Origin of the sequence: uncultured Maricaulis sp., from assembly GCF_963975345.1 — a bacterium.
In the GTDB taxonomy this organism is placed as follows: Bacteria; Pseudomonadota; Alphaproteobacteria; order Caulobacterales; family Maricaulaceae; genus Maricaulis.
Map to the genome: position 1 here is coordinate 142,650 of NZ_CAXBGE010000005.1, position 17,875 is coordinate 160,524.

Annotated in this window: 26 protein-coding genes; 8 read left to right on the top strand and 18 right to left on the bottom strand. The window is 62.2% G+C overall.

The window, feature by feature from the left end; all coding sequences use genetic code 11:
• Nucleotide 1: 1 nt before the first annotated feature.
• The 16 genes from AAC029_RS07030 to AAC029_RS07105 all read right to left on the bottom strand — a co-directional run bounded on the left by AAC029_RS07030 (nt 2) and on the right by AAC029_RS07105 (nt 9,629).
• Entirely contained in the window at nt 2–298 is a 297-nt protein-coding gene (locus AAC029_RS07030) for a hypothetical protein (RefSeq protein WP_339745610.1), read from the bottom strand.
• Nucleotide 299: 1 nt separating this feature from the next.
• Nucleotides 300–620, bottom strand: a complete 321-nt coding sequence (locus tag AAC029_RS07035) for a DUF2730 family protein (RefSeq protein ID WP_339745613.1) — start codon at nt 618–620, stop codon at nt 300–302.
• A gap of 211 nt (nt 621–831) precedes the next feature.
• Nucleotides 832–1,293 (bottom strand): hypothetical protein, encoded by a 462-nt coding sequence (locus AAC029_RS07040; protein WP_339745616.1) that lies wholly within the window; start codon nt 1,291–1,293, stop codon nt 832–834.
• Nucleotides 1,294–1,367: 74 nt separating this feature from the next.
• The gene (locus tag AAC029_RS07045; RefSeq protein ID WP_339745619.1) at nt 1,368–2,105 is read right to left on the bottom strand and encodes a hypothetical protein; all 738 of its coding nucleotides are present in this window, start codon (nt 2,103–2,105) and stop codon (nt 1,368–1,370) included.
• Nucleotides 2,106–2,236: 131 nt separating this feature from the next.
• Nucleotides 2,237–2,593, bottom strand: a complete 357-nt coding sequence (locus tag AAC029_RS07050) for a hypothetical protein (RefSeq protein WP_339745622.1) — start codon at nt 2,591–2,593, stop codon at nt 2,237–2,239.
• Between the two features lie 226 nt (nt 2,594–2,819).
• Complete coding sequence (locus AAC029_RS07055) at nt 2,820–3,485, bottom strand: regulatory protein GemA (protein WP_339745625.1); 666 nt, start codon at nt 3,483–3,485, stop codon at nt 2,820–2,822.
• On the bottom strand, nt 3,482–3,763 hold the full coding sequence (locus AAC029_RS07060; protein ID WP_339745628.1) for a hypothetical protein: 282 nt from the start codon (nt 3,761–3,763) through the stop codon (nt 3,482–3,484). Before AAC029_RS07060 ends, AAC029_RS07055 begins: the two co-directional genes overlap by 4 nt.
• A gap of 92 nt (nt 3,764–3,855) precedes the next feature.
• A complete protein-coding gene (locus AAC029_RS07065) occupies nt 3,856–4,158 on the bottom strand; it encodes a hypothetical protein (RefSeq protein ID WP_339745631.1) in 303 nt (100 codons plus the stop codon).
• Entirely contained in the window at nt 4,155–4,514 is a 360-nt protein-coding gene (locus AAC029_RS07070) for a hypothetical protein (RefSeq protein ID WP_339745635.1), read from the bottom strand. The genes AAC029_RS07065 and AAC029_RS07070 overlap by 4 nt, the downstream gene beginning before the upstream one ends.
• Before the next feature lie 188 nt (nt 4,515–4,702).
• Complete coding sequence (locus AAC029_RS07075) at nt 4,703–5,371, bottom strand: DUF3164 family protein (RefSeq protein ID WP_339745638.1); 669 nt, start codon at nt 5,369–5,371, stop codon at nt 4,703–4,705.
• A complete protein-coding gene (locus tag AAC029_RS07080; protein WP_339745641.1) occupies nt 5,371–5,673 on the bottom strand; it encodes a hypothetical protein in 303 nt (100 codons plus the stop codon). Before AAC029_RS07080 ends, AAC029_RS07075 begins: the two co-directional genes overlap by 1 nt.
• Complete coding sequence (locus AAC029_RS07085) at nt 5,670–5,945, bottom strand: hypothetical protein (RefSeq protein WP_339745644.1); 276 nt, start codon at nt 5,943–5,945, stop codon at nt 5,670–5,672. Before AAC029_RS07085 ends, AAC029_RS07080 begins: the two co-directional genes overlap by 4 nt.
• A gap of 14 nt (nt 5,946–5,959) precedes the next feature.
• Nucleotides 5,960–6,937 carry an AAA family ATPase gene (locus AAC029_RS07090; RefSeq protein ID WP_339745647.1) on the bottom strand — a complete coding sequence of 326 codons (978 nt, stop codon included), beginning with the start codon at nt 6,935–6,937 and terminating at the stop codon, nt 5,960–5,962.
• Nucleotides 6,938–7,017: 80 nt separating this feature from the next.
• Nucleotides 7,018–8,949: a transposase domain-containing protein gene (locus AAC029_RS07095; RefSeq protein ID WP_339745649.1), complete on the bottom strand. Its 1,932-nt coding sequence runs from the start codon at nt 8,947–8,949 to the stop codon at nt 7,018–7,020.
• 6 nt (nt 8,950–8,955) lie between these two features.
• Nucleotides 8,956–9,399 (bottom strand): helix-turn-helix transcriptional regulator, encoded by a 444-nt coding sequence (locus tag AAC029_RS07100; protein ID WP_339745651.1) that lies wholly within the window; start codon nt 9,397–9,399, stop codon nt 8,956–8,958.
• Nucleotides 9,399–9,629 (bottom strand): hypothetical protein, encoded by a 231-nt coding sequence (locus AAC029_RS07105; protein ID WP_339745653.1) that lies wholly within the window; start codon nt 9,627–9,629, stop codon nt 9,399–9,401. The genes AAC029_RS07100 and AAC029_RS07105 overlap by 1 nt, the downstream gene beginning before the upstream one ends.
• A 121-nt stretch (nt 9,630–9,750) precedes the next feature.
• On the opposite strand from AAC029_RS07105, the gene AAC029_RS07110 reads away from it, so the two are divergent.
• The 8 genes from AAC029_RS07110 (at nt 9,751) to AAC029_RS07145 (ending at nt 16,002) form a co-directional block, all read left to right on the top strand.
• Nucleotides 9,751–10,371, top strand: a complete 621-nt coding sequence (locus AAC029_RS07110; RefSeq protein ID WP_339745656.1) for a helix-turn-helix domain-containing protein — start codon at nt 9,751–9,753, stop codon at nt 10,369–10,371.
• An 85-nt stretch (nt 10,372–10,456) separates the two neighbouring features.
• Nucleotides 10,457–10,795: a TM2 domain-containing protein gene (locus tag AAC029_RS07115; protein WP_339745658.1), complete on the top strand. Its 339-nt coding sequence runs from the start codon at nt 10,457–10,459 to the stop codon at nt 10,793–10,795.
• A 928-nt stretch (nt 10,796–11,723) separates the two neighbouring features.
• Complete coding sequence (gene guaB, locus AAC029_RS07120; protein WP_339745661.1) at nt 11,724–13,193, top strand: IMP dehydrogenase; 1,470 nt, start codon at nt 11,724–11,726, stop codon at nt 13,191–13,193.
• Nucleotides 13,194–13,307: 114 nt separating this feature from the next.
• The gene (locus tag AAC029_RS07125) at nt 13,308–13,724 is read left to right on the top strand and encodes an MAPEG family protein (protein ID WP_339745663.1); all 417 of its coding nucleotides are present in this window, start codon (nt 13,308–13,310) and stop codon (nt 13,722–13,724) included.
• A complete protein-coding gene (locus AAC029_RS07130) occupies nt 13,721–14,086 on the top strand; it encodes a DUF3088 domain-containing protein (RefSeq protein ID WP_339745665.1) in 366 nt (121 codons plus the stop codon). Before AAC029_RS07125 ends, AAC029_RS07130 begins: the two co-directional genes overlap by 4 nt.
• The gene (locus tag AAC029_RS07135) at nt 14,083–15,396 is read left to right on the top strand and encodes an RsmB/NOP family class I SAM-dependent RNA methyltransferase (RefSeq protein ID WP_339745667.1); all 1,314 of its coding nucleotides are present in this window, start codon (nt 14,083–14,085) and stop codon (nt 15,394–15,396) included. Before AAC029_RS07130 ends, AAC029_RS07135 begins: the two co-directional genes overlap by 4 nt.
• A gap of 66 nt (nt 15,397–15,462) precedes the next feature.
• Entirely contained in the window at nt 15,463–15,729 is a 267-nt protein-coding gene (locus tag AAC029_RS07140) for a DUF4160 domain-containing protein (protein ID WP_339745669.1), read from the top strand.
• Between the two features lie 3 nt (nt 15,730–15,732).
• Nucleotides 15,733–16,002, top strand: a complete 270-nt coding sequence (locus AAC029_RS07145) for a DUF2442 domain-containing protein (RefSeq protein WP_339745671.1) — start codon at nt 15,733–15,735, stop codon at nt 16,000–16,002.
• Between the two features lie 10 nt (nt 16,003–16,012).
• On the opposite strand, the gene AAC029_RS07150 is transcribed toward AAC029_RS07145, so the two are convergent.
• A complete protein-coding gene (locus AAC029_RS07150) occupies nt 16,013–16,834 on the bottom strand; it encodes a sulfotransferase (protein ID WP_339745674.1) in 822 nt (273 codons plus the stop codon).
• Nucleotides 16,827–17,627: a sulfotransferase gene (locus AAC029_RS07155; RefSeq protein ID WP_339745677.1), complete on the bottom strand. Its 801-nt coding sequence runs from the start codon at nt 17,625–17,627 to the stop codon at nt 16,827–16,829. The genes AAC029_RS07150 and AAC029_RS07155 overlap by 8 nt, the downstream gene beginning before the upstream one ends.
• Nucleotides 17,628–17,875 lie beyond the last annotated feature (248 nt).

Here is a 17,875-nt window from a genome sequence, read left to right on the forward strand (position 1 = left end):
ACTAGCCCTCCAGGCTTGGACGGCGGACACCGGCCAGAAAGCTTCGCCGCTCGACATGATCGAGGCCTGCACGGGCAAGATCTGCGACGATCACCGTCCCGACCTCAGTCAGCTTGACCGCGCCCAACTCTTCGAGCTTGCCCAGCTGCGTTCTGATCCATTCGCGCGAGCGCTTGTGTCCAAAGATTTCGAGCACATGCGCGAGCATGGTTTCGCTCAACCGATTGTCATTCTGTCTCGCCAGCTCCTTGAGGATGACGAGACGCGCGTCCTCAACCAGGTGATCTTCAAACGCCATTTCACCCACGCTCCTTCAGCAGATACTCTTCAATGCGCCTGACGGCGCGGCTCGTGCCCTGACCACTTTCCTCGATGCGGCCGAGCCGGCCGCCCAGCTCGCTCAGCGCGAGTTTCACCTCAGCCACGTCTTCCTTCGACGGAAGATGCTTCAGCTCGCCCTCAATTGCTTGAATGCGTCGATCATGATCAATCAGCGCTTCGCCATGCACCCTGATCTTCGCCTTATTGGCCTGGCCCGTTGCAGAGAGCCACGTGTAGACAATCGAACCGATCGATAGCAGCGTGGCCACGACGCCGGCCCACCCTTTCACTTCATCCATCGTCTCGACCTCTCTCGTTCCTGCGCGCAATCGATACAGTTTCGCGCAGCCGGATAGGCCTCGCGGCGTTCAGGCGAGATAATCTCGCCGCAGGTCCCACACGCATCGGCACCTTCCCCCTCAAGCGACGCGCTAATGCGCCGGATTGCTGCGGCCCGCTCTGCGGCCACACGGGCCTCGCCACGCTCAATCTCTGCATCGCTCGGCCCCATCAGCTGCGCGTCTCGCGAGAGGCACGCACAGCGTCAACCGCCGCCTGGCCAAGCGTTTTGAGCGTATGGCCGCCCATGTAGAGCCCGAGGAACCAGGACGTGAGCGTCAGCATCGCCGTCAGGTCCATGCCTTCCGCAATGCGTGTTCCCGCGACCGCGTCGATGAATGGCACAACCATCAAGCGGACCATCCACATCGCTCCGAGCAGATACATCCAGCCCGGCCGCCACGCAGAAGCCCAACCTCCCTGCACCAATTCGGTGCGGTTCAGGTCGAATCGGGACGCCCCTGCCTGCGCCAATACCGCATCAAGGACAGGCATCTCCTCCTCGGTCAGGGTGATCGCACGACGCAGGGCATCGTCAGACACTGTCGGCAGGTCGCCGGCCGAGACACCGCCGACATGCTCGCCAATCCGGCCCAGTATGGCCTGGACCAGCCCGTCACTTCCCTCGCTCAAACTAGGATTCAGGAGGCGACAAATCCCGTCAGCCCCGACCGTCTGCGCAGCGGCAAAAACAGCCTCTCTCGGCGTCATGTCCGGCCCCTCCGAGCGAAGTAGAGGGCGGCGCCGATCAGGGCCAGTCCGACCAGGACAACCCCAATGAACAGCCGGTACCCGGCGACGGCATCGCCCTGATCGGCCGGCAACGCTAAGCCCGCGACCGCGATGCCTGTGCCAGACACGGCCAACGCGGCGCGAACCGCGACAGAAGCCTCACGGACCGGCGATGGCTCAGACATCGCCTCCTCGGCACCGCCCGCCAGACTGCGACAACTAGCCAGCGCATCCCGCACATCGTCGAGGCTGACATGAGCGCTCTGGCCTCCATAATGCCCTGTGCCAGCCGTAGTCGGCAGGCTGGCCCACTCTCGCGCCAGCGCGTTGATGAAGCCATCCTCGGTCAGTCTGCCCGTCATGAACCGGTCAAACCCTCGGCCGATCAAAAGCTGAACCGCCAGCCGATCTTGCATGAAAGCGTCAAACAGATCGGAACCGTTGAGGCTCTGGTCGCTGCGAAGCTTGCGAAGCGTCGTGCGCACGATCTGATAGCGGCCTAAAGCCGATGATTGCCATTTATTGTCCGGGTGACCGAGCATGGCCGTCTGGAGGCGGTCAACCTCATCGAGAGTCATGCCGCAGAGGTGTCGGTCGCCGCCCGTGAACCGGCCATAGCCCAGGGTTTCGTTGTAACCCTGGCGCCGGTCGGTGCCTTCCGATCTCCCGATCAGGTCCAGCAGCGGACGGTAAGGCGTGAAGATTTCAGACATTGCCGGCGACCATCCCTGCCTCTTTGCCAAACCCTCCCCGGCGACGAAGGCCGAAGGAGGGCGATACGATGGCAAATCTGTCAGTTGTGGGCGCAAACGTTTATACGCGCAGTTGCGCGGGCGAGATGGCTCTAAAACAATTCTGGCTGGTGATGGGTGTCACGCGGCCCGAGCCAGCGACGAACGGTGGCCACGTCTGCCCGGACAGTGCGGGCGATTTCGGCATAGCTCTCACCGCGCGCCATCATGGTGCGCGCGACCCATTTCCGGGCGAGCGGCACCTTGATGTATCCCGGCCCTAACTCGGCGGCAAGCTTCTCGACTCGGTCAGCGCCAATCGTGCGTGCCGCCATGCTGCGCGGGCTCGACTTGGCAGGCAAGTAGATGTCCGATCCGCCCAGCGCGAGAAAGAAGCGTTCGGCGTCTGCGACGCCGAGGGCGGTAACATATGGCTCCAGATTGGCCGGTATCTTTTCGGCGTCTCTCATGCGCTCAGCTCACTTTCAGGCCGGTCCAGATCCGGCGACTGTGTTTCGAGGCGAAGGGCCTCGACTGTCAGGGCCTTGAGGCGCGCGACCAGTTCGACGCGCCTGTGGCTCATTGGGGGTAGTCTCTTGATGCGGGCCATCAATTCGGCCCGGTCGGCAGCTATGGCGGCCAGCGTCGCGTCCCGTCGCCAGGTCAGAAGGGGCGTGGATCGCGCGCCAACCATGATCACACGCTCCGCCTGGCGTCGCGAAGTAGGCGACCCAGCTCGTTCATTACGGCATGCCATTCGGCGGCGATCACCGTCGCCGGCGTTCCATAGCGGCGCGGCTGCATCCACAAGGTCAGTGTCTGATCGCGTTGCCTCGCATCGGTCGGCAAGAGCGTTGGTGTCGATGACGCAGTCGCTCGCTTGAGAAGCTCGAACTGGGCGAGCGCAATCCGGTAGCCGGGCTGCAAAGCCCATGGATAGGCTTGCCGGCCGGGATTCCATTCGACACCCGCTTCGCGGGCCATCCACGCCTTGAGCGCCTCGATCGCCTTGGCCGCATCCTCCGGTTCATGGAGGAAGCGGATATGATCAATGCCGGTCTGGCGACGCACGAAGGCAATCAGGGCCGAGTCCTTGCGGTCCTGGACGAGGCCAAGATTCCAACCGGCGATCCAGAGCGCCTGCAGCTTCTTCGCGTAGGGCCCTTCAAGACCCTTTTTGCGGCCGGTCGAACCCTGCCCGAATCCCATCTCCCGGAAGCGGGCGAGCACGAGCTTGCGTTCGCCATCGCTCATTGACTTGGCAGACGATTTTCCGGTGACCTGCGCGAGCACATCCCGGTAAGTCGCCTCGTCCAGCCCGAGCTGCTTCTTGGCGACATGCATGGCTGCGAGGGCGCTCATGATTCCGCCTCCGGATTGATGTCCTCGAACGCGACTTCGATGCTGTCCTGCCGTTCGTCCCCACTTCCGGTGAAGCGGCCCATCCAGCCCGTCACGCGGGCGCGCCGGGCCACGGGCAGAACCTCGACCACGGTCAACCCGTCAAACGTGCCAAACAGCAGCCTGGCCGTGACCCGGTCCCCGACTTGCAGCGGGCTGGCTGCAATCGTTTCAGCCTCGGCCGTTGCGGCGGCCACGACGCTGGCCGCATCAACGCCATGCTCACTCTCCGTATGCATTTTCAGCCCCTTCTTGCCTCGCAGACGGCGGCCACAAATGGGGCAGAGCGTCCGGTAGGTGCGCGCGCCGTACCCGCTTCGATTGCCCTGGCTCATGACGGCAGGCCTCCAGACGCGGCGCCTTGTGTCATGGAGGGGTCGCCGAGATAGGCCTTGCCGGCAGCGTCGCGCCGGCAAGGGTTGCACATGCGATTGTGGATACCCTCCGACATGAAGGGCTTGGCGCAGGTGAGGCAGGGCCGCTCTTGGCGGCGCGCTTGTCGGGCAAGGCTCTCAGCACGTGTCAACGCGAAGTCCTTGCAATCATAGAGTCCGGACACCCGGACGCCCTTCGCATTGAAGACGGCGAACCGCCCGTTTCCGACGCTCCGGACGGTGTAATCGGGCGCGCTCATGACACCGCCTCGTCACTGATTAGCGGTGGGTTCTCCGCGAGCCAGGCTTTGGCGGCGAGACGGATGCAGGCGAGCTGGAAGCGCGGGTGGAAGCCGTAGCTCTCAGTCCCGTAATAATCCTGACAGCAAGCGGATGCGGCCAGCAAAGCTGGAATGGCCGCCTCATTCCCCTCAACGCATTGCTCCAGAAGGTCAGCGAACCCGGCTGTCGGCTCCCCATATTCTTCTGCCTGGCGCATCAGCTCTTCGATGTGCAGGCGTGTGCGTGGGAGGTCGAGTTCGGTGCCGACCTTGGCCTTGCTGAGCTGGTAGCCATCGTCCTCACTGTGCGCCAGCCACTCCATAGCTGACCGCATCGAGCTGAACGCCTGACAGTGGACAAACGTAATGGAGCCAATATCCCCACCCACGAAGATGTGGCCGGGAACCCAACAAACGTAGAAGCCATATGTCCAGGACCCCGGCTCTGAATACCGGATGCAGGTCGATTGGCCCGTCTGCAGAACGTGTGTGGCGCACGCCTCTACGGCGCGTTCGACGGCGTTCATGATGCACCGCCTTTCGCCTTGGCCATATCGATCGTCACGGCCTCCCAGGCGGCGTCGGGCGCCGGGCGTTCATAGAAGCGCAGATAGGTCTTGGACCCGGTCACGCGCATGGCCTCCCGGATCGCCTCCATCGCGCGCACCCAGCGTCCGTCCTCGATGTCGAGACGGAGCAGCATAAAGATCTCGGACCGGTTTACCTGGCCGGGCTTGTCGGTATTGAAGGCTCGCGTGACGATGGCCCGCAATTCCGGCCGGCTGGCTGCAGCCCACTCATTCAGGCATTCGTCGATCAGCTGTTTGGCGACCTGCAATTGAGGCCCAAAGTCGATGTGGTCCTGCACCGCGACCTGAACCTTCATCAGTCCGTCAAAGCTCTGATAGCTTCGATTGCCTTTCCGCCCGCCACGTGTGGAGCCGTATTCCTGCTCCAGCAGGGCGTCGAACTCGCCTAGGTCGGTGAATGTATGTCCGCGGAATCGGGCGATCTGGCCGGAAAGGTCACGGGCATGCTCCATCACCTTGCGGACAACTTCGTCCTCCAGCTGGTCGGCCGGTTTGATGATTTCAATCGGGACCAGGCTGCCCTTCGCATCGCGCATATAGCGATTGCCATCGACCAGGGTTTCGCCGGGAGCGACTGCCATACTGGTATCGGAATTCGACATCACAAAGTCTCCTCGTTCGGAATGGGAAAAATGAAATCGGAGCGGCCGTCGCGAAGCGCGGCCAGCAGGAAGGCAAACCGCTTTGCAGCGGGCAGTGCCGCCGGCGAAAGCGCCTGTACCCGGACACGCTGATCCGTCAGATCGGAGCCTGACGGCACGATGCAAAGCACACCTTCCGGCACAGACGGATTGGTCATCGTGCTGATGTGCCAACAGGTCTCGTCCGCGATCCCGTCATCACACACGTCGCGCCACGATACGGTGCTTGAATTCGCCATCATCCGCATGGGTTGAAGCATCATGATCGCCCCCGTGAATAGACCGCGCTCAGGGCCAAAAGGGCTGCGATGACGCAATCGATCGATGCGCGCTCATTGTGGGTGTTCAGGTCTCCGGACAGGCGCTTGCCCGCCCGGATCGCCAAGTCAATCGCCCGGTCGAGACCGGTCGGCCGGTTCTCCGGTGTCGGCGCAGCGCTGCGCGCCTCAACCTCACGCTCCATCTCCAGTGAAATCGCCTGCAGCGTGGCGACATCCTCTCTCACCAGTTTCAGGCGGTGAGACATGAGAGCCATCGTTCCCATCGCCATCAGACCGACTCCACATCGCGGTTCGCCCAGGCCGACTTCAGGTCGGCGAGGGTCACCTCGCGCTGGCGGCCTTCCGCCGTCAGGCGCGCGAGCTTGATCGTCATGTCGATCTGACCGAGCGCTCCCGGCTTCAGGCCGACACCGGTCAGAAACTCGACCTGTTTCGGATCGCTGACGCCCCAGGCCGTCAGAAAGGTGAGCAGGTCTTCCTTGCTCGGCTTGTCGCGGCGGATGCGGCGAAACACGCGGCGCCGAAGCTGACCATACCGGTCACCCTGCCCCCAGCTGGTGAAGCGGGCGTATGTCTCGCGATTGCCGACCAGGGCCACACCGCAGCCAAAATTATCGACGAAGTGGCGCAGCTGATTGATGGCGTCGTCTGACAGGTTCTGCGCCTCATCGACGATCAGCAGGGTGCCATCGCCGACCCGCTCGATCCGTTTTCCGATAGCCCGGACCAGCTTGCCCGCTGAGCGCTCCTCGACACTCAGACCGGCGGCGATCTCCGTCAGCATATTGTGGATGGACCGCGTGTGCGGGCTCATCGTTACCAGATAGCTGTTGGGGCGGGTGGCGGCGTAGCGCCGGGCGGCCACCGTCTTGCCCATGCCAGCGTCGGCCGTGATCATGACCATTGCGGGCATGACCTGGGCAATCGACAGTGTCGAAAGGACGGATTGAGCGAAGTTCAACTCCAGGAAGTCCGGCGAGACCGGGACGCTGGCCGCCAATTCCTCTACCGCATCGGCCTGATCGAGCCAGTTGCGGATCTTGCTGCTGACGGCATCGTAATTGCCGGCATATTTGCCGCTCATCCACTGGCTGAGCGTACCTTGAGCAACGCCGCTTCGGCGCGAAATCTCTGCCTTGGACCAGCCGCGCGCTTCTGCGATCGCGTCCACGCGCTTGACCAGGTCAGCCAGACCCTTGGCGTCCGATACTGGCGCGCCAGAGCTTGCCGTTGATGTGTCTACCATTTATGTCTCTCCGTCTCGAATGGATGGCTTGCGCCGTTCAGCCCTCTCGCGTCCTTGCAGGGACGCGGGAGGGAATTTCGTCAGTCCCTCATCAAGCGTCGGCCCATCAGGCCGACCACGTTCACGAAGGCGGCCTCGTCCTCGTCGGTCCACTCAGCGCGCTCGTCCGGTGGAGGGGTGCGGCCTTCCGCAGACGCCAGGCGTGTGACAGCGGGATAAATCGGGTCCTTGGTTTGATCGGCCATTGGCGGCGCATAGAGGCGCGCCAGCTCTTCCGGGCTGAGCTTGACGTGCATCTTCGCCAGCTCTCTTTGTGTCTTCAGGAAGTCACTGCGGGCCTTCTCATGACGCCGTGCTGCGTCGGCATCGAGGAAGTTGACCTCCTCAATCGCCCGCGCATCGCAGAGCTTCACGCCGTCCATCGCGAACACTTCGACCGGCCGCGCCAGGTCATCGGGGTCAAATCTCACGCACACCTTCTTGCCGGCGTGCTCGACCATGGCCTCAGACCAGTACCGATTGCCCATCAGGTGAATTTCGCCGCTCGGCTTACGGGCCGTGATCGCCTCCGCCATCAACAGCCAGAGCGAGCGCTGAGCAGGCGCGGCGCGTCGAACAACCGTCGCCGCATCATTCATCGACGCCTCAAAGGTCGCATCAAAACTGCGGCCCTGCGTCGTGCTGGTGTTTCGCCCGGTTCGGGCATTGTGCTCCAGAATGTAACCATGCGCCGCGCGCCGGAACGTCTCGTAGTCCACTGCGCGGGCGCCATAATTGTCGGGCTTGGTCGTCGGGCTGTTGCCCGTATAGGCACCGTGAAACACGGGATGCCTCGCGATATCGTCGCAGAGGTCGCGGAAGGCCCGCTCAATCGGCTTGGACTGGCCGGAATAGGGTTTTGCCCAGTGAACCTTCACGCCGAGCAGCGTCAAAAGCCCGTCCGGCTCATCATCGCGGATCTTGAAGCGGTAACGGCTCTTCTGTCCGCCCGTAATCCACTTCGACGCGAACGACCGGCCGTTATCCAGCACGATATGTTCCGGGATGCCGTAGTGTTCGATCATGTCGCCAATGGCGAGCCGCACCGCGACCTTGTTCTCGGTTTCGTCGATCCGCCAGCCGACAAACTTGCCGGAATAGACGTCCTGCAGTGCCGTCAAAACGGGCCGGAACACCTTGCCATCAGGCCGCTTGACCATCACGTCGAACCGGTGGCCATCCATATTGACCACCTGCATCGCATGCAGCCCATTCTTCACGCGCAGCTGCGCGGGATAGAGCGCCTTGGCCATGTCGCGGCCTTCACGGCGAATGGCGACGACGCTTTGCTGCACCTCCGCCCCCAAACGCCGGCGCATCGCGCGGCTGGACGGTATCGGTGACCAGCCATTGGCTTCGGCCAGCTTCTTCAGGCGTCGATAGCAGGCATTGAAGCTTGGTTTCTCAGGCCGCAGAAAGTCAGCCTTGATCGTTTCGAGCGCTTTGGGGTGGCAGGGGCCGAACTGGGCCGTGGGTCGGTATCCGGGCGCCAGCGTTGGCAGCCAGTCCGTGTGCGGCACAGACCGCACCGAATCCCACCACCGCTGCAGCGAGCGGATCGAGACACCGGATATCGCCGCCTGTTCAGAGAAAGCCTCACCCTTGCTCGCCCCGCTCTTGACGCGCGCATTAAAGGCTTCGACCGCAGCCAGCCGGTCGGCGGCGACGTTGCGATGTTTCTCGGAAAGGGCGCGAAAATGGTCCCACTTGGGGCCGGTCTGATGTTCCGTATCACTGACCAGGGCGCGCTCGCGGATCATCTCCTGCGCCTGCACACGCATCAGTGCACCGCGCACCTCCAGCGGCCACAGTGAGATATGATACTCCCAGCCGCGCGAGCCTTGCCGCGCCCTTTCATGGAGGTCGCGCCAGCCAGAGCGGATGACCAGGCCATTCCAACCCTTCTTCGTCGAGACTGGCGCGCCCGCAATATCCAGCTCAAGCACGTCGGCTATGGTGAACCACTCACGCATTCGCGATCAGCCCTCCCGGCGCTTGCGGCCAAGGCCGAGAAAAGACAGCAGCGACGGGCGAAGGTCCGGGCCGGGCGCAGGCCGGGCCGTCGATGCGACCTCGGGGCCCTGCCGCTCGATAGTGATGAAGTCATCGCCGTTCAGCTTGGCTTCGAATTGCGCGATGAAGTCCGAGCCCAGCGCCGCCAGCTTCTGCTCGTCGACATGGAGGCGGACCTTTATGGGTGCGGCCTTCATTTCAACCCGCTCGCGACGCCCTGTGACGACGTAGAGCGCGTCCAGGCCACTCTCGCTCCAGCGAGCTAGGTGCAAGGCTTTCGGAGAGGTCTTGCCCTTCTCCCATTCGACAAGCGCACGCTTCGAGGCACCGATCAGCCCAGCGAATGCACACTGGCTTGCGCCGAGACGAATGCGCTCTTCGCGCAACCTGCTCCCGATCAGCGCGGACATCAGGCACGCCCCAGGGCTTCACTCATTCTCTCCGAGAGTGGCCGTTCTTCGATCAGCCCCAACCGGACGGCGACGCGTCGCGAATCGCCGTGTTTGCCCTTAAGGCGGCCGGACAGCACGCCATAAATAACCGAAGATTCAACGCCCAATTCGAGCGCTATCTCTTTGATTTGCACGCCCGCATCCCGGAGTCGGGCGCGAACCTGTTTCGCTTTCTCGGTTCTTGTCATATCATCACCGTGTCAACAATCTAAATTGCGATTGTTTATGTGCTATCAATCGCATTAGCGATAGTCAATACACTTTTGCGCTTTTCCAGGCGCAAATGGGGTGATTTTATGAGGGCGGGTAATGTCAGAAGTTTCTGAGTTTCATCAACGGCTTAAGCTGGCTTCGCGTGGAGTCTCTCAGACAGAGCTAGCAAGGCGCACGGGCACCGCCCAAAGCGCTATCAACAGGATATTTCGCGGTGGGGACCCTTCTTTCTCCACGCTTATGAGCATCGCAAGAGCCCTAGACGTGAAGGTGGCTTGGCTCGTCGGTGAAGCCGGCAAAGTCGGAGAATTGTCAGCCGATCAGGCGTCGATGCTGCTGGATAGTGTTGAGCAAATGCTGCAGGACACTGGCACAATCTCCGAGGACGCAGCCGAGACCCTGTCGGTTATCGCAACAGATGGGGAAATGCCTGACCCTGTCCGAGCCAGAGCAGATCTCGCGCTACGGTTTGCGTTTCCAGGAAAGCCGGAGGGAGATGCCGCAGAAAAGCGTCAGCTTGATCGCGGTCAACGCGTAAAACAGGAAATGAGGAAGGCCGAGGCCATCGTCTCCGATGCCGGCGCGGCGGCGGGCTGGATGCCGCCAACTGAGATACGCAATCATCTAGTCAACTTGGTGCGTTTCTACAGGGTCGAGGGAGATTTCATCACGGTCCTGCTCTATGATCTCGCTCGCCTCATCCCTGACAAGGACTGAGCAGGCGATTACACGCTTCTCTTGGCCAGCCAACCCGTGCTACCGATACGTGTGAACATCAACCATGGCAAAGGGGACCAAGGTCATGACACCGGAACAATATTTGATGATCGAATCGCGCGTCGCGGCTGAGGGAAAGAGTTCGGGCACAGCCTTCCTGCTCTGGTTCTGTCTCGGCCTCTTCAGCGCCCACCGCTTCTATCTCGGCCGGCCCGGCACCGCCTTTCTCCAGATCCTCGCCTGGTTCTGCTTCTTCTTCCCCGGCCTCATTTGGTGGATCATCGACGCCTTCCTGATCTCTGAAATGATCAAGCGTGACAACGAGCGCCTCCGCGCCCGGCTTCAGTCCGACATTTCCATGCTCAGCGCCGCCCGCGAACCAGCCCGTCCGGCTCCCGAGAAACCTGCCATTGAAACGGCCTGAAAATGGCCTTTGAACTGGCATTTATGGAGGACTGAAACAGCGCGTTTCAGGCCTCCATTTTTGACTGCCAAGGCTGCCCCGGAATCAGCACAAGTCGGTTGCACTTCGGTTACTCGTTGCAATCGCAACTATTTGCATATTACGCATTGTATTTACTATGCTATTTCAGTTTTCCGCGACAGAATCGGGCGGTAACCTCGGAGCAAGTTATCGGTAACCGAAAATCGCCGGTACGGGCCGCCATATCCCGCTTCCTAAAACGCGCTCATCGATTGCTATAGCTTGCATTTGAACGATGCGGCGTTCTGATAAAAGGCGAATTGAAGCTTTCAGCCGAGTTGCACCGTGCCTGGCCAGATTCCCCAAAGTTTGCCAAACAGCGCGGCACGCTTCTTTCCCGCACGTCCCACTCTAATTCCGCTGTAACCCACTGTTCCCGCGTCAGTTCCCGCGACACTCCCGAGGTCCCCGGATAATCCCGGCATTTGCCATACCCCGTGTCCCGTTACAACGCCGGTCCATGTCCCGTTCGCGGACGGCCTTGTCCCCGCTGCCATCGGGCGGGTTAAACTGGGCAGCGCCGCCGGGCATGCAGGGGGCGGAAGGGGGCGGGAGCGAAGGACAGATGGTGAAAATAGACGGTGTATATGAGGAGGTTTTCCATAGGCCATTAAAATAAAACGTGAAAAAATTCAGAAAGCCGAAAATGCCCCGTCACCGAACACCACCCCCAAAGTCTCCTAACGATACCCCAACGACAGGTGAACGGCACACGAACGACAACTCAACGGCACACAAAGTCACAAAGGTGAAACACGGCTCGAACGCCCGCCGCGCCAATCTGCCGCCCCTATCCCCCGCACTCCACAATTGACCTTCGCGCCACACCTGTTATAGCCGCGCCGCAAGCAGCGAAAAGGAGTCTCTGATGGAGATTCGTGAAGGTTTGACCTTCGATGACGTGCTCTTGCAGCCCGGCCCGTCCGACGTACTTCCCGCCGACGCCATCGTCTCGACACGCGTGGCGCGTGATTGTGGGCTCAACATTCCGATCATGGCTGCGGCCATGGACACGGTGTCCGAAGCGCATATGGCGATTGCCATGGCGCAGGCTGGCGGGCTGGCGGTGATCCACCGCAATCTGACCATCGCCGAACAGGCTGAAGAAGTTCGCCGCGTCAAACGGTTCGAAAGCGGCATGGTGGTCAATCCGGTGACGATTGCACCGGATGCGACCTTGGCTGAACTGCGCGCCCTGATGGCTGAACGCCGGATCTCCGGCATTCCCGTCGTTGAAGGCGCAGCACCGGGCAAGCCGGGCAAACTGGTCGGCATCATCACCAATCGCGATGTCCGCTTTGCTGATGATCCCAATGAAAAGGTTGGCAATCTGATGACGCGCGACGTCGTCACCGTGCTCGCCGGTGCCTCCCAGGACGAGGCGCGTGCCAAGCTGCACCGCCACCGCATCGAACGCGTGCTCGTCGTCGATGAAGACAATCGCTGCGTCGGCCTGATCACCGTCAAGGATATGGAAAAGGCGCAAGCCCATCCCACCGCCGCCAAGGACCGCGAAGGCTCGCTTCGCTGTGCCGCCGCGACGACGGTTGGCGATAGTGGCTATGAGCGCTCAATGGCGCTGATCGAGGCTGGCGTCGATGTCGTGGTGATCGATACCGCCCACGGCCAGAGCTCCTCCGTGCTCGAACAGGTTACCCGCATTCGCAAGGCCTCCAATCTGGCCCGTATCGTTGCCGGCAATGTCGCCACCTATGACGGCGCCAAAGCGCTGATCGAGGCCGGGGCTGATTGCGTCAAGGTCGGGATCGGACCGGGCTCGATCTGCACGACGCGGATCGTGGCCGGCGTTGGCGTGCCGCAATTGACTGCGATCATGGAAGCACGCAGGGCCGCCAATGGCACCGATGCCTGCATCATCGCCGATGGCGGCATCAAATATTCCGGTGACATGGCCAAAGCGATCGCCGCCGGTGCCGATGCGATCATGGTGGGCTCACTTCTGGCCGGGACCGAAGAAGCCCCCGGCGAGGTTTTCCTCTATCAGGGCCGCTCCTATAAATCCTATCGCGGTATGGGATCCCTGGGCGCAATGGCGGCCGGCTCGGCCGATCGCTATTTCCAGAAGGATACCGAGCGCATGAAGCTCGTGCCCGAGGGCATTGAAGGCCAGGTGCCTTATAAGGGCGCCGTCGGTCCGATCCTGCACCAGATGGTCGGCGGTTTGCGCGCGGCGATGGGCTATACCGGCTCGCGCACGATTGCCGACCTGCACGAGCGGGCGCAATTCGTGCGCATCACCAATGCCGGCCTGCGCGAAAGCCATGTCCACGACGTCAAGATCACCCGCGAAGCGCCGAATTATCCGACGCAGAGCTGATTGCGACGGCAAGGCAAGCGACGGGCGCGTATGGCCTGTCTGCGCGTTTGTCGATTGACCGGGACAGGGCTCGCAGCCTTGGCTCACACCCTCGTTTGAACAAGGATATTCGTGATGAATTCTGCGCTGCTCATTCCGGTCTTCGTCCAGGTTGCTTTGACCTTTGTGCTCGTCTTCACCATGGGCGCAATGCGCTATCGCGCCACCACCTCCGGAAAGGTCAAGCCGGCCGATATCGTGCTCGGCCAGCGCGCTTGGCCGGTGCGGGTGCAACAGGTCTCGAATGCCTATGAAAACCAGCTCGCTTCGCCGCTGCTTTTCTATGCCGGCATCGCCTTTGCCCTGATCGCTGGCGCGACCAGTGTTCTGCTCGTCGTGCTCGCCTGGGCCTATGTCGGGCTGCGCCTGCTGCACGCGCTGATCCATGTCACCAGCAATCATTTGCGTTCGCGTTTCATGGCCTTTGCTGCCGGACTTCTGGTATTGCTGGGCTATTGGGTCGTATTTGCACTGGAATTGATGACGCGATGATGCAGGACCAACCGCCCCTCGAGACCGGCAAGGATGTGCTCTTCCTGCTCACAGGCGCTTGGGATGACGCGGCGGGCGGCCCCTGGCTGTGCGCCGATTGCTGCCTGATGGAAGGCGCCTTGCTGGTCAATCCGCATTGGCGCGAGGCGATCACCATCGTGCGGATCGACTATCCCCGGCCGCGTCCGGAAATCATCGCCCTGCTCGGCGAGGCGCACCAGAATGCGCCGACCCTGATCCTGTCCGCCGACACCAATGCCCATACCCAGGTGGAGACCGCGAATGATCGCCGTTTCCTGACCGACCCGAAAGCGATCTGCCACCAGCTCGCCACCACCTATGGCGGAGCCCAGCCAAAATGAGAGATGCAGCCAAGATCGCCGCAGCGATTGAAATCCTCGACAATCAATTGCGCCAGCACACGCCGGTCAAAGACGCCGTGCGCGACTGGGGCAAGGCCAATCGCTATGCCGGTTCCGGCGACCGCGCCTGGATTACCGGCCTGGTGCTCGATTCCCTGCGTCACCAATCCTCGGTCGGCCATGCGATGCAGGATGACAGCGCCCGCGCGCTCGCCTTCGGCACCGTCGCCCGCGTCTGGGGCGTCTCGGTCGAGGAAATTGACGCGATGATGGAGGGCGATCCGCACGCGCCCGAAACCCTGACCAATGCCGAGCGCAGCGGGCTGGAACGCGATATCTCCGATGCGCCGCTTTATATCCGTGGCGATTTCCCTGAATGGCTGGAGCCCAGCTTCCAGCGTGCCTTTGGCGAGATGGCTGAGCAGGAGGCGCATGAACTGTGCTCGCGCGCACCGGTCGATCTGCGTGTCAATGAAGTCCAGGTCGGATTTGACAAGGCGTTCAAGGAAGTCAGTTCCAAGCTGAAAACCGCCGAAGCCTCCGAGCTCGCCGCCATGGCGATCCGCATTCCGCAGCGCGATCCGCGTGGCAAGTCTGCCGCCGCCGAAAGCATTCCTGCCTATGGCAAGGGCTGGGTCGAGGTCCAGGATATCGGCTCGCAACTCGCCGCCCTCGCGTCCGGTGGCCGCGAAGGCATGCAAATGCTCGATTATTGCGCCGGTGCTGGCGGCAAGACGCTGGCGCTGTCGGCCTTGCTCAACAATACCGGCCAGATCCACGCTTGGGATAATGACTGGCGCCGCCTGCGCGCCATTTGGCCGCGCTTGAAGCGCGCCGGTGCCCATAACGTCCAGGTCCATGATGCCGAGGAAGACAAATGCCTCGGCGATCTCACATCGAAGATGGATGTCGTCTTCTGCGACGCGCCCTGTACCGGTACCGGCACCTGGCGCCGCCGTCCCGACGCCAAATGGCGTCTGCGCGAACGCGCTTTGGAAACCCGCATGGGCGAGCAGGACACCGTGCTGGAGCGCGGCTCCCGCTACGTCAAACAGGGTGGCCGACTGGTCTATGTCACTTGTTCCGTCCTGCCGGAAGAAAACGAGGACCGCATCACCGCCTTCCTCGCCGGGCACGAGAACTTCAAACCTGTGCCTGCGATCAAGGCGATGCGCGCCTCCGGCGGCCTCGCCAAGGGCGCCGAGGAGATCCTCGAGAAATGCGAAGGTGCTCATGGCGCGCTTCAGCTCTCACCGGCCCGTACCGACACGGACGGGTTTTATATCTGTGTGCTGGAACGGGTGGGGTAGGGGGGCTTCGCCCTCGTGATCTTGGGCACGGCCTGAAGGTGTCGCTTTTTGTAAGCTCCTCCGGCCATGCCCATCATTTCCACCTTTCTCGGCATCACGATCCGGATGTATTTCGGCGACCATCCGCCGCCTCATATCCATGTCGCCTATCAGGGCTATGAGGCCCTGGTTCGGATCGATACCGGCAAGATCATCTACGGGCATTTGCCATCGCGCGTCCGGCGTTTGGTCGCTGAGTGGATCATGCTTCGAAAACCGGATATATTTTCCAACTGGAACCGGGCGGAACAATTGCAACCCCTCGAGCGTATCCCGGGCCTTGAGGATGAATGAGCCATGATCAAGATCGCTTCAATCAAAGCGCTGGCCGACCACCGGCTCAAGCTGGTCTTCTCCGACGGCAGCTGCGGCACGGCTGATCTGTCGGCTCTGGTGAAGCGTGCGGGTGAGATGGTGCAGCCGTTGCGCGATCAAGCCTATTTTGCGCGCGTATTCCTGGAAGCCGGAGCGCCGACTTGGCCAAACGGGTTCGATCTCGCGCCCTGGGCGTTGCATCGTGATCTCGATGCGGCTGGTTTGCTCGACAAGTCGGGACAGCTCGCCTGAGGGCCTCGCCCTATCGCCTGGCGCGCGCGGGCGCTGCCGCTGCCGCATAGCCCAGCGCCCGCAAGCGTTCTTGCACCACCTCGTCCGCCAGTTCGCCTAGCGCCCGTCCGCCGCCGATCCGCGCCGTGGTGAGTGGGGCATCGAGCAAGGGCAGGCTGTCGCGTCCGACGCCGACGAGTTCAATCGGGCGGCCGGTATAATTGAGCGTCGCTACCTCATACTCCAGTCCGAGGAAGCGCAGCAGCGCGGTCATGCTGCGCTTGGGTTTTTTGACGATATCCTCATAGCGCAAACGCAGGACGCGCCGCGGGCCGAGCGCGGCTTCCGCCTGCAGGCCGATCCCGGTCAGATCAGACCAGTATTTCAGCGCCGCTGCCGGATCGCTGACATGGGCGAAGCGCTGCCCGTCGGGGCCGCGCCAGTCGCGTTGCAACAGCGAGGCGGCGACATCGCGGCCATCGCGGACGATATGGACGAAGCGCGCTTGCGGCAGGAGGCGGCCAAGGCGCTCAAAGGCGAGGATGTTGAGGCTGGTCTTTTCGACCACGACGAGATCGGGGTCGGCCTCGGCCGGCGCACCGATCAGCCCGGTCAGGAGCTCGGCCATATTGATGCGCACCTGTTCGGCCTCAAGCCCGAAATCCTGACGGTGCAGATCGCCCAGTTGGGTGGTGAAATTCTCCCACTGCATCGCGATGGCAACGGGCAAACCGGTATCCGCGCCACAATGGATGCGTGAATGACCGGTGAGCAGGCGGCGCATCAGGGTCAGACCGGATCGTGGGCAGCCGCCGAGGAAGGCGAAGCCCGCGCCGCTTGCGGTCTCAGACATAGCCCAGTCCGGCGAGGGTGGGCCCGGCAATCGCTTCAATCTCGCAGACCTGTTTCGCGTTCAGATCGCGCCTCCAGCGTTCGATGGCGCTGGTGTCAATCGGTTGGGCGACGCGGGCAGCACTCGATTCATGGCTGCCGGCGTCGGCATTGAAGCTCTCGGCATGGTGGAGCGCGGCCTCAACGGCCTGCGCATCCTCGCCCAGGAAGCTGAACAGCCCGGCGATCATGTCGCGCGGATGGCTTACCAGCGCTTCATAGCGCAGCTCGAAATAATTGCCGTCTGCGCGCATCGCGGCTCCCGCCTCGACGCTGGCAACCCAGAGCCGGCTCGCGGCGGCCACGTCCCGGGTGATCGCGAGTGGTTGACCGGTCTTTGCGTCGGTCCAGTCCATCGAAAGCAGTGAAGCGACGACATCACGGCCATCGCGAACGATGCCGATCAGCGGGCTGTCCGGGAAGAGGCGGCGCAGCTGGCTGAAATGCAGCACATTCGCCGGTGTTTTCTCGGCGATTCGGCGGCCGGTCTGCGCCTGTAGCGGTGCGAGGAAGCCATTAATGCTGGCGGCAAATTTGCGATGCAGCGCGTCGACATTGAGTCCGTATTGGCGTTCGAGCAGTGGCATATGCATCTGCTCGACCTGGGAGGAGAGGGCGCAGAGTGCCGGAACGATGCGGGATTCCGGGCCACAGACAATACCTTTCGACGTGTTGACGATGGCGCGCAACAGCGTCGTGCCCGAACGGGGCGCTCCGCCGATAAAGATCGGAGCTTGGGCGATGATTTCTTGCATGTCCGATGTCTCCCGCTAGGGGAATCATGCACGGGATCAGGTGAGCGTTCGCTTACCGGAACATTACGGAACGTCAATTGATTACAGATAGATGACAAAATTATGAGGGGGCGGGACTAGCGGGTTAACGATCCCCCTCCATCGCCCCCTTTTCGCCTCATTCCCGCCCCGCTTCCGCCTGGATTGCGGCGGCGAAAGGCGGCTGGTCTGGTCGGCACCGTCGCGGAAACCGGAATCCTTGCTGGCCA

Excerpts from the sequence above, each read along its gene's own strand:
- AAC029_RS07030 (WP_339745610.1), bottom strand. The coding sequence starts at position 298 with ATGGCGTTTGAAGATCACCTGGTTGAGGACGCGCGTCTCGTCATCCTC.
- AAC029_RS07035 (WP_339745613.1), bottom strand. The coding sequence starts at position 620 with ATGGATGAAGTGAAAGGGTGGGCCGGCGTCGTGGCCACGCTGCTATCG.
- AAC029_RS07045 (WP_339745619.1), bottom strand. The coding sequence starts at position 2,105 with ATGTCTGAAATCTTCACGCCTTACCGTCCGCTGCTGGACCTGATCGGG.
- AAC029_RS07050 (WP_339745622.1), bottom strand. The coding sequence starts at position 2,593 with ATGAGAGACGCCGAAAAGATACCGGCCAATCTGGAGCCATATGTTACC.
- AAC029_RS07055 (WP_339745625.1), bottom strand. The coding sequence starts at position 3,485 with ATGAGCGCCCTCGCAGCCATGCATGTCGCCAAGAAGCAGCTCGGGCTG.
- AAC029_RS07060 (WP_339745628.1), bottom strand. The coding sequence starts at position 3,763 with ATGCATACGGAGAGTGAGCATGGCGTTGATGCGGCCAGCGTCGTGGCC.
- AAC029_RS07065 (WP_339745631.1), bottom strand. The coding sequence starts at position 4,158 with ATGAGCGCGCCCGATTACACCGTCCGGAGCGTCGGAAACGGGCGGTTC.
- AAC029_RS07070 (WP_339745635.1), bottom strand. The coding sequence starts at position 4,514 with ATGCGGTCAGCTATGGAGTGGCTGGCGCACAGTGAGGACGATGGCTAC.
- AAC029_RS07075 (WP_339745638.1), bottom strand. The coding sequence starts at position 5,371 with ATGTCGAATTCCGATACCAGTATGGCAGTCGCTCCCGGCGAAACCCTG.
- AAC029_RS07080 (WP_339745641.1), bottom strand. The coding sequence starts at position 5,673 with ATGATGCTTCAACCCATGCGGATGATGGCGAATTCAAGCACCGTATCG.
- AAC029_RS07085 (WP_339745644.1), bottom strand. The coding sequence starts at position 5,945 with ATGGCTCTCATGTCTCACCGCCTGAAACTGGTGAGAGAGGATGTCGCC.
- AAC029_RS07090 (WP_339745647.1), bottom strand. The coding sequence starts at position 6,937 with ATGGTAGACACATCAACGGCAAGCTCTGGCGCGCCAGTATCGGACGCC.
- AAC029_RS07095 (WP_339745649.1), bottom strand. The coding sequence starts at position 8,949 with ATGCGTGAGTGGTTCACCATAGCCGACGTGCTTGAGCTGGATATTGCG.
- AAC029_RS07100 (WP_339745651.1), bottom strand. The coding sequence starts at position 9,399 with ATGTCCGCGCTGATCGGGAGCAGGTTGCGCGAAGAGCGCATTCGTCTC.
- AAC029_RS07105 (WP_339745653.1), bottom strand. The coding sequence starts at position 9,629 with ATGACAAGAACCGAGAAAGCGAAACAGGTTCGCGCCCGACTCCGGGAT.
- AAC029_RS07110 (WP_339745656.1), top strand. The coding sequence starts at position 9,751 with ATGTCAGAAGTTTCTGAGTTTCATCAACGGCTTAAGCTGGCTTCGCGT.
- AAC029_RS07115 (WP_339745658.1), top strand. The coding sequence starts at position 10,457 with ATGACACCGGAACAATATTTGATGATCGAATCGCGCGTCGCGGCTGAG.
- guaB (WP_339745661.1), top strand. The coding sequence starts at position 11,724 with ATGGAGATTCGTGAAGGTTTGACCTTCGATGACGTGCTCTTGCAGCCC.
- AAC029_RS07125 (WP_339745663.1), top strand. The coding sequence starts at position 13,308 with ATGAATTCTGCGCTGCTCATTCCGGTCTTCGTCCAGGTTGCTTTGACC.
- AAC029_RS07130 (WP_339745665.1), top strand. The coding sequence starts at position 13,721 with ATGATGCAGGACCAACCGCCCCTCGAGACCGGCAAGGATGTGCTCTTC.
- AAC029_RS07135 (WP_339745667.1), top strand. The coding sequence starts at position 14,083 with ATGAGAGATGCAGCCAAGATCGCCGCAGCGATTGAAATCCTCGACAAT.
- AAC029_RS07140 (WP_339745669.1), top strand. The coding sequence starts at position 15,463 with ATGCCCATCATTTCCACCTTTCTCGGCATCACGATCCGGATGTATTTC.
- AAC029_RS07145 (WP_339745671.1), top strand. The coding sequence starts at position 15,733 with ATGATCAAGATCGCTTCAATCAAAGCGCTGGCCGACCACCGGCTCAAG.
- AAC029_RS07150 (WP_339745674.1), bottom strand. The coding sequence starts at position 16,834 with ATGTCTGAGACCGCAAGCGGCGCGGGCTTCGCCTTCCTCGGCGGCTGC.
- AAC029_RS07155 (WP_339745677.1), bottom strand. The coding sequence starts at position 17,627 with ATGCAAGAAATCATCGCCCAAGCTCCGATCTTTATCGGCGGAGCGCCC.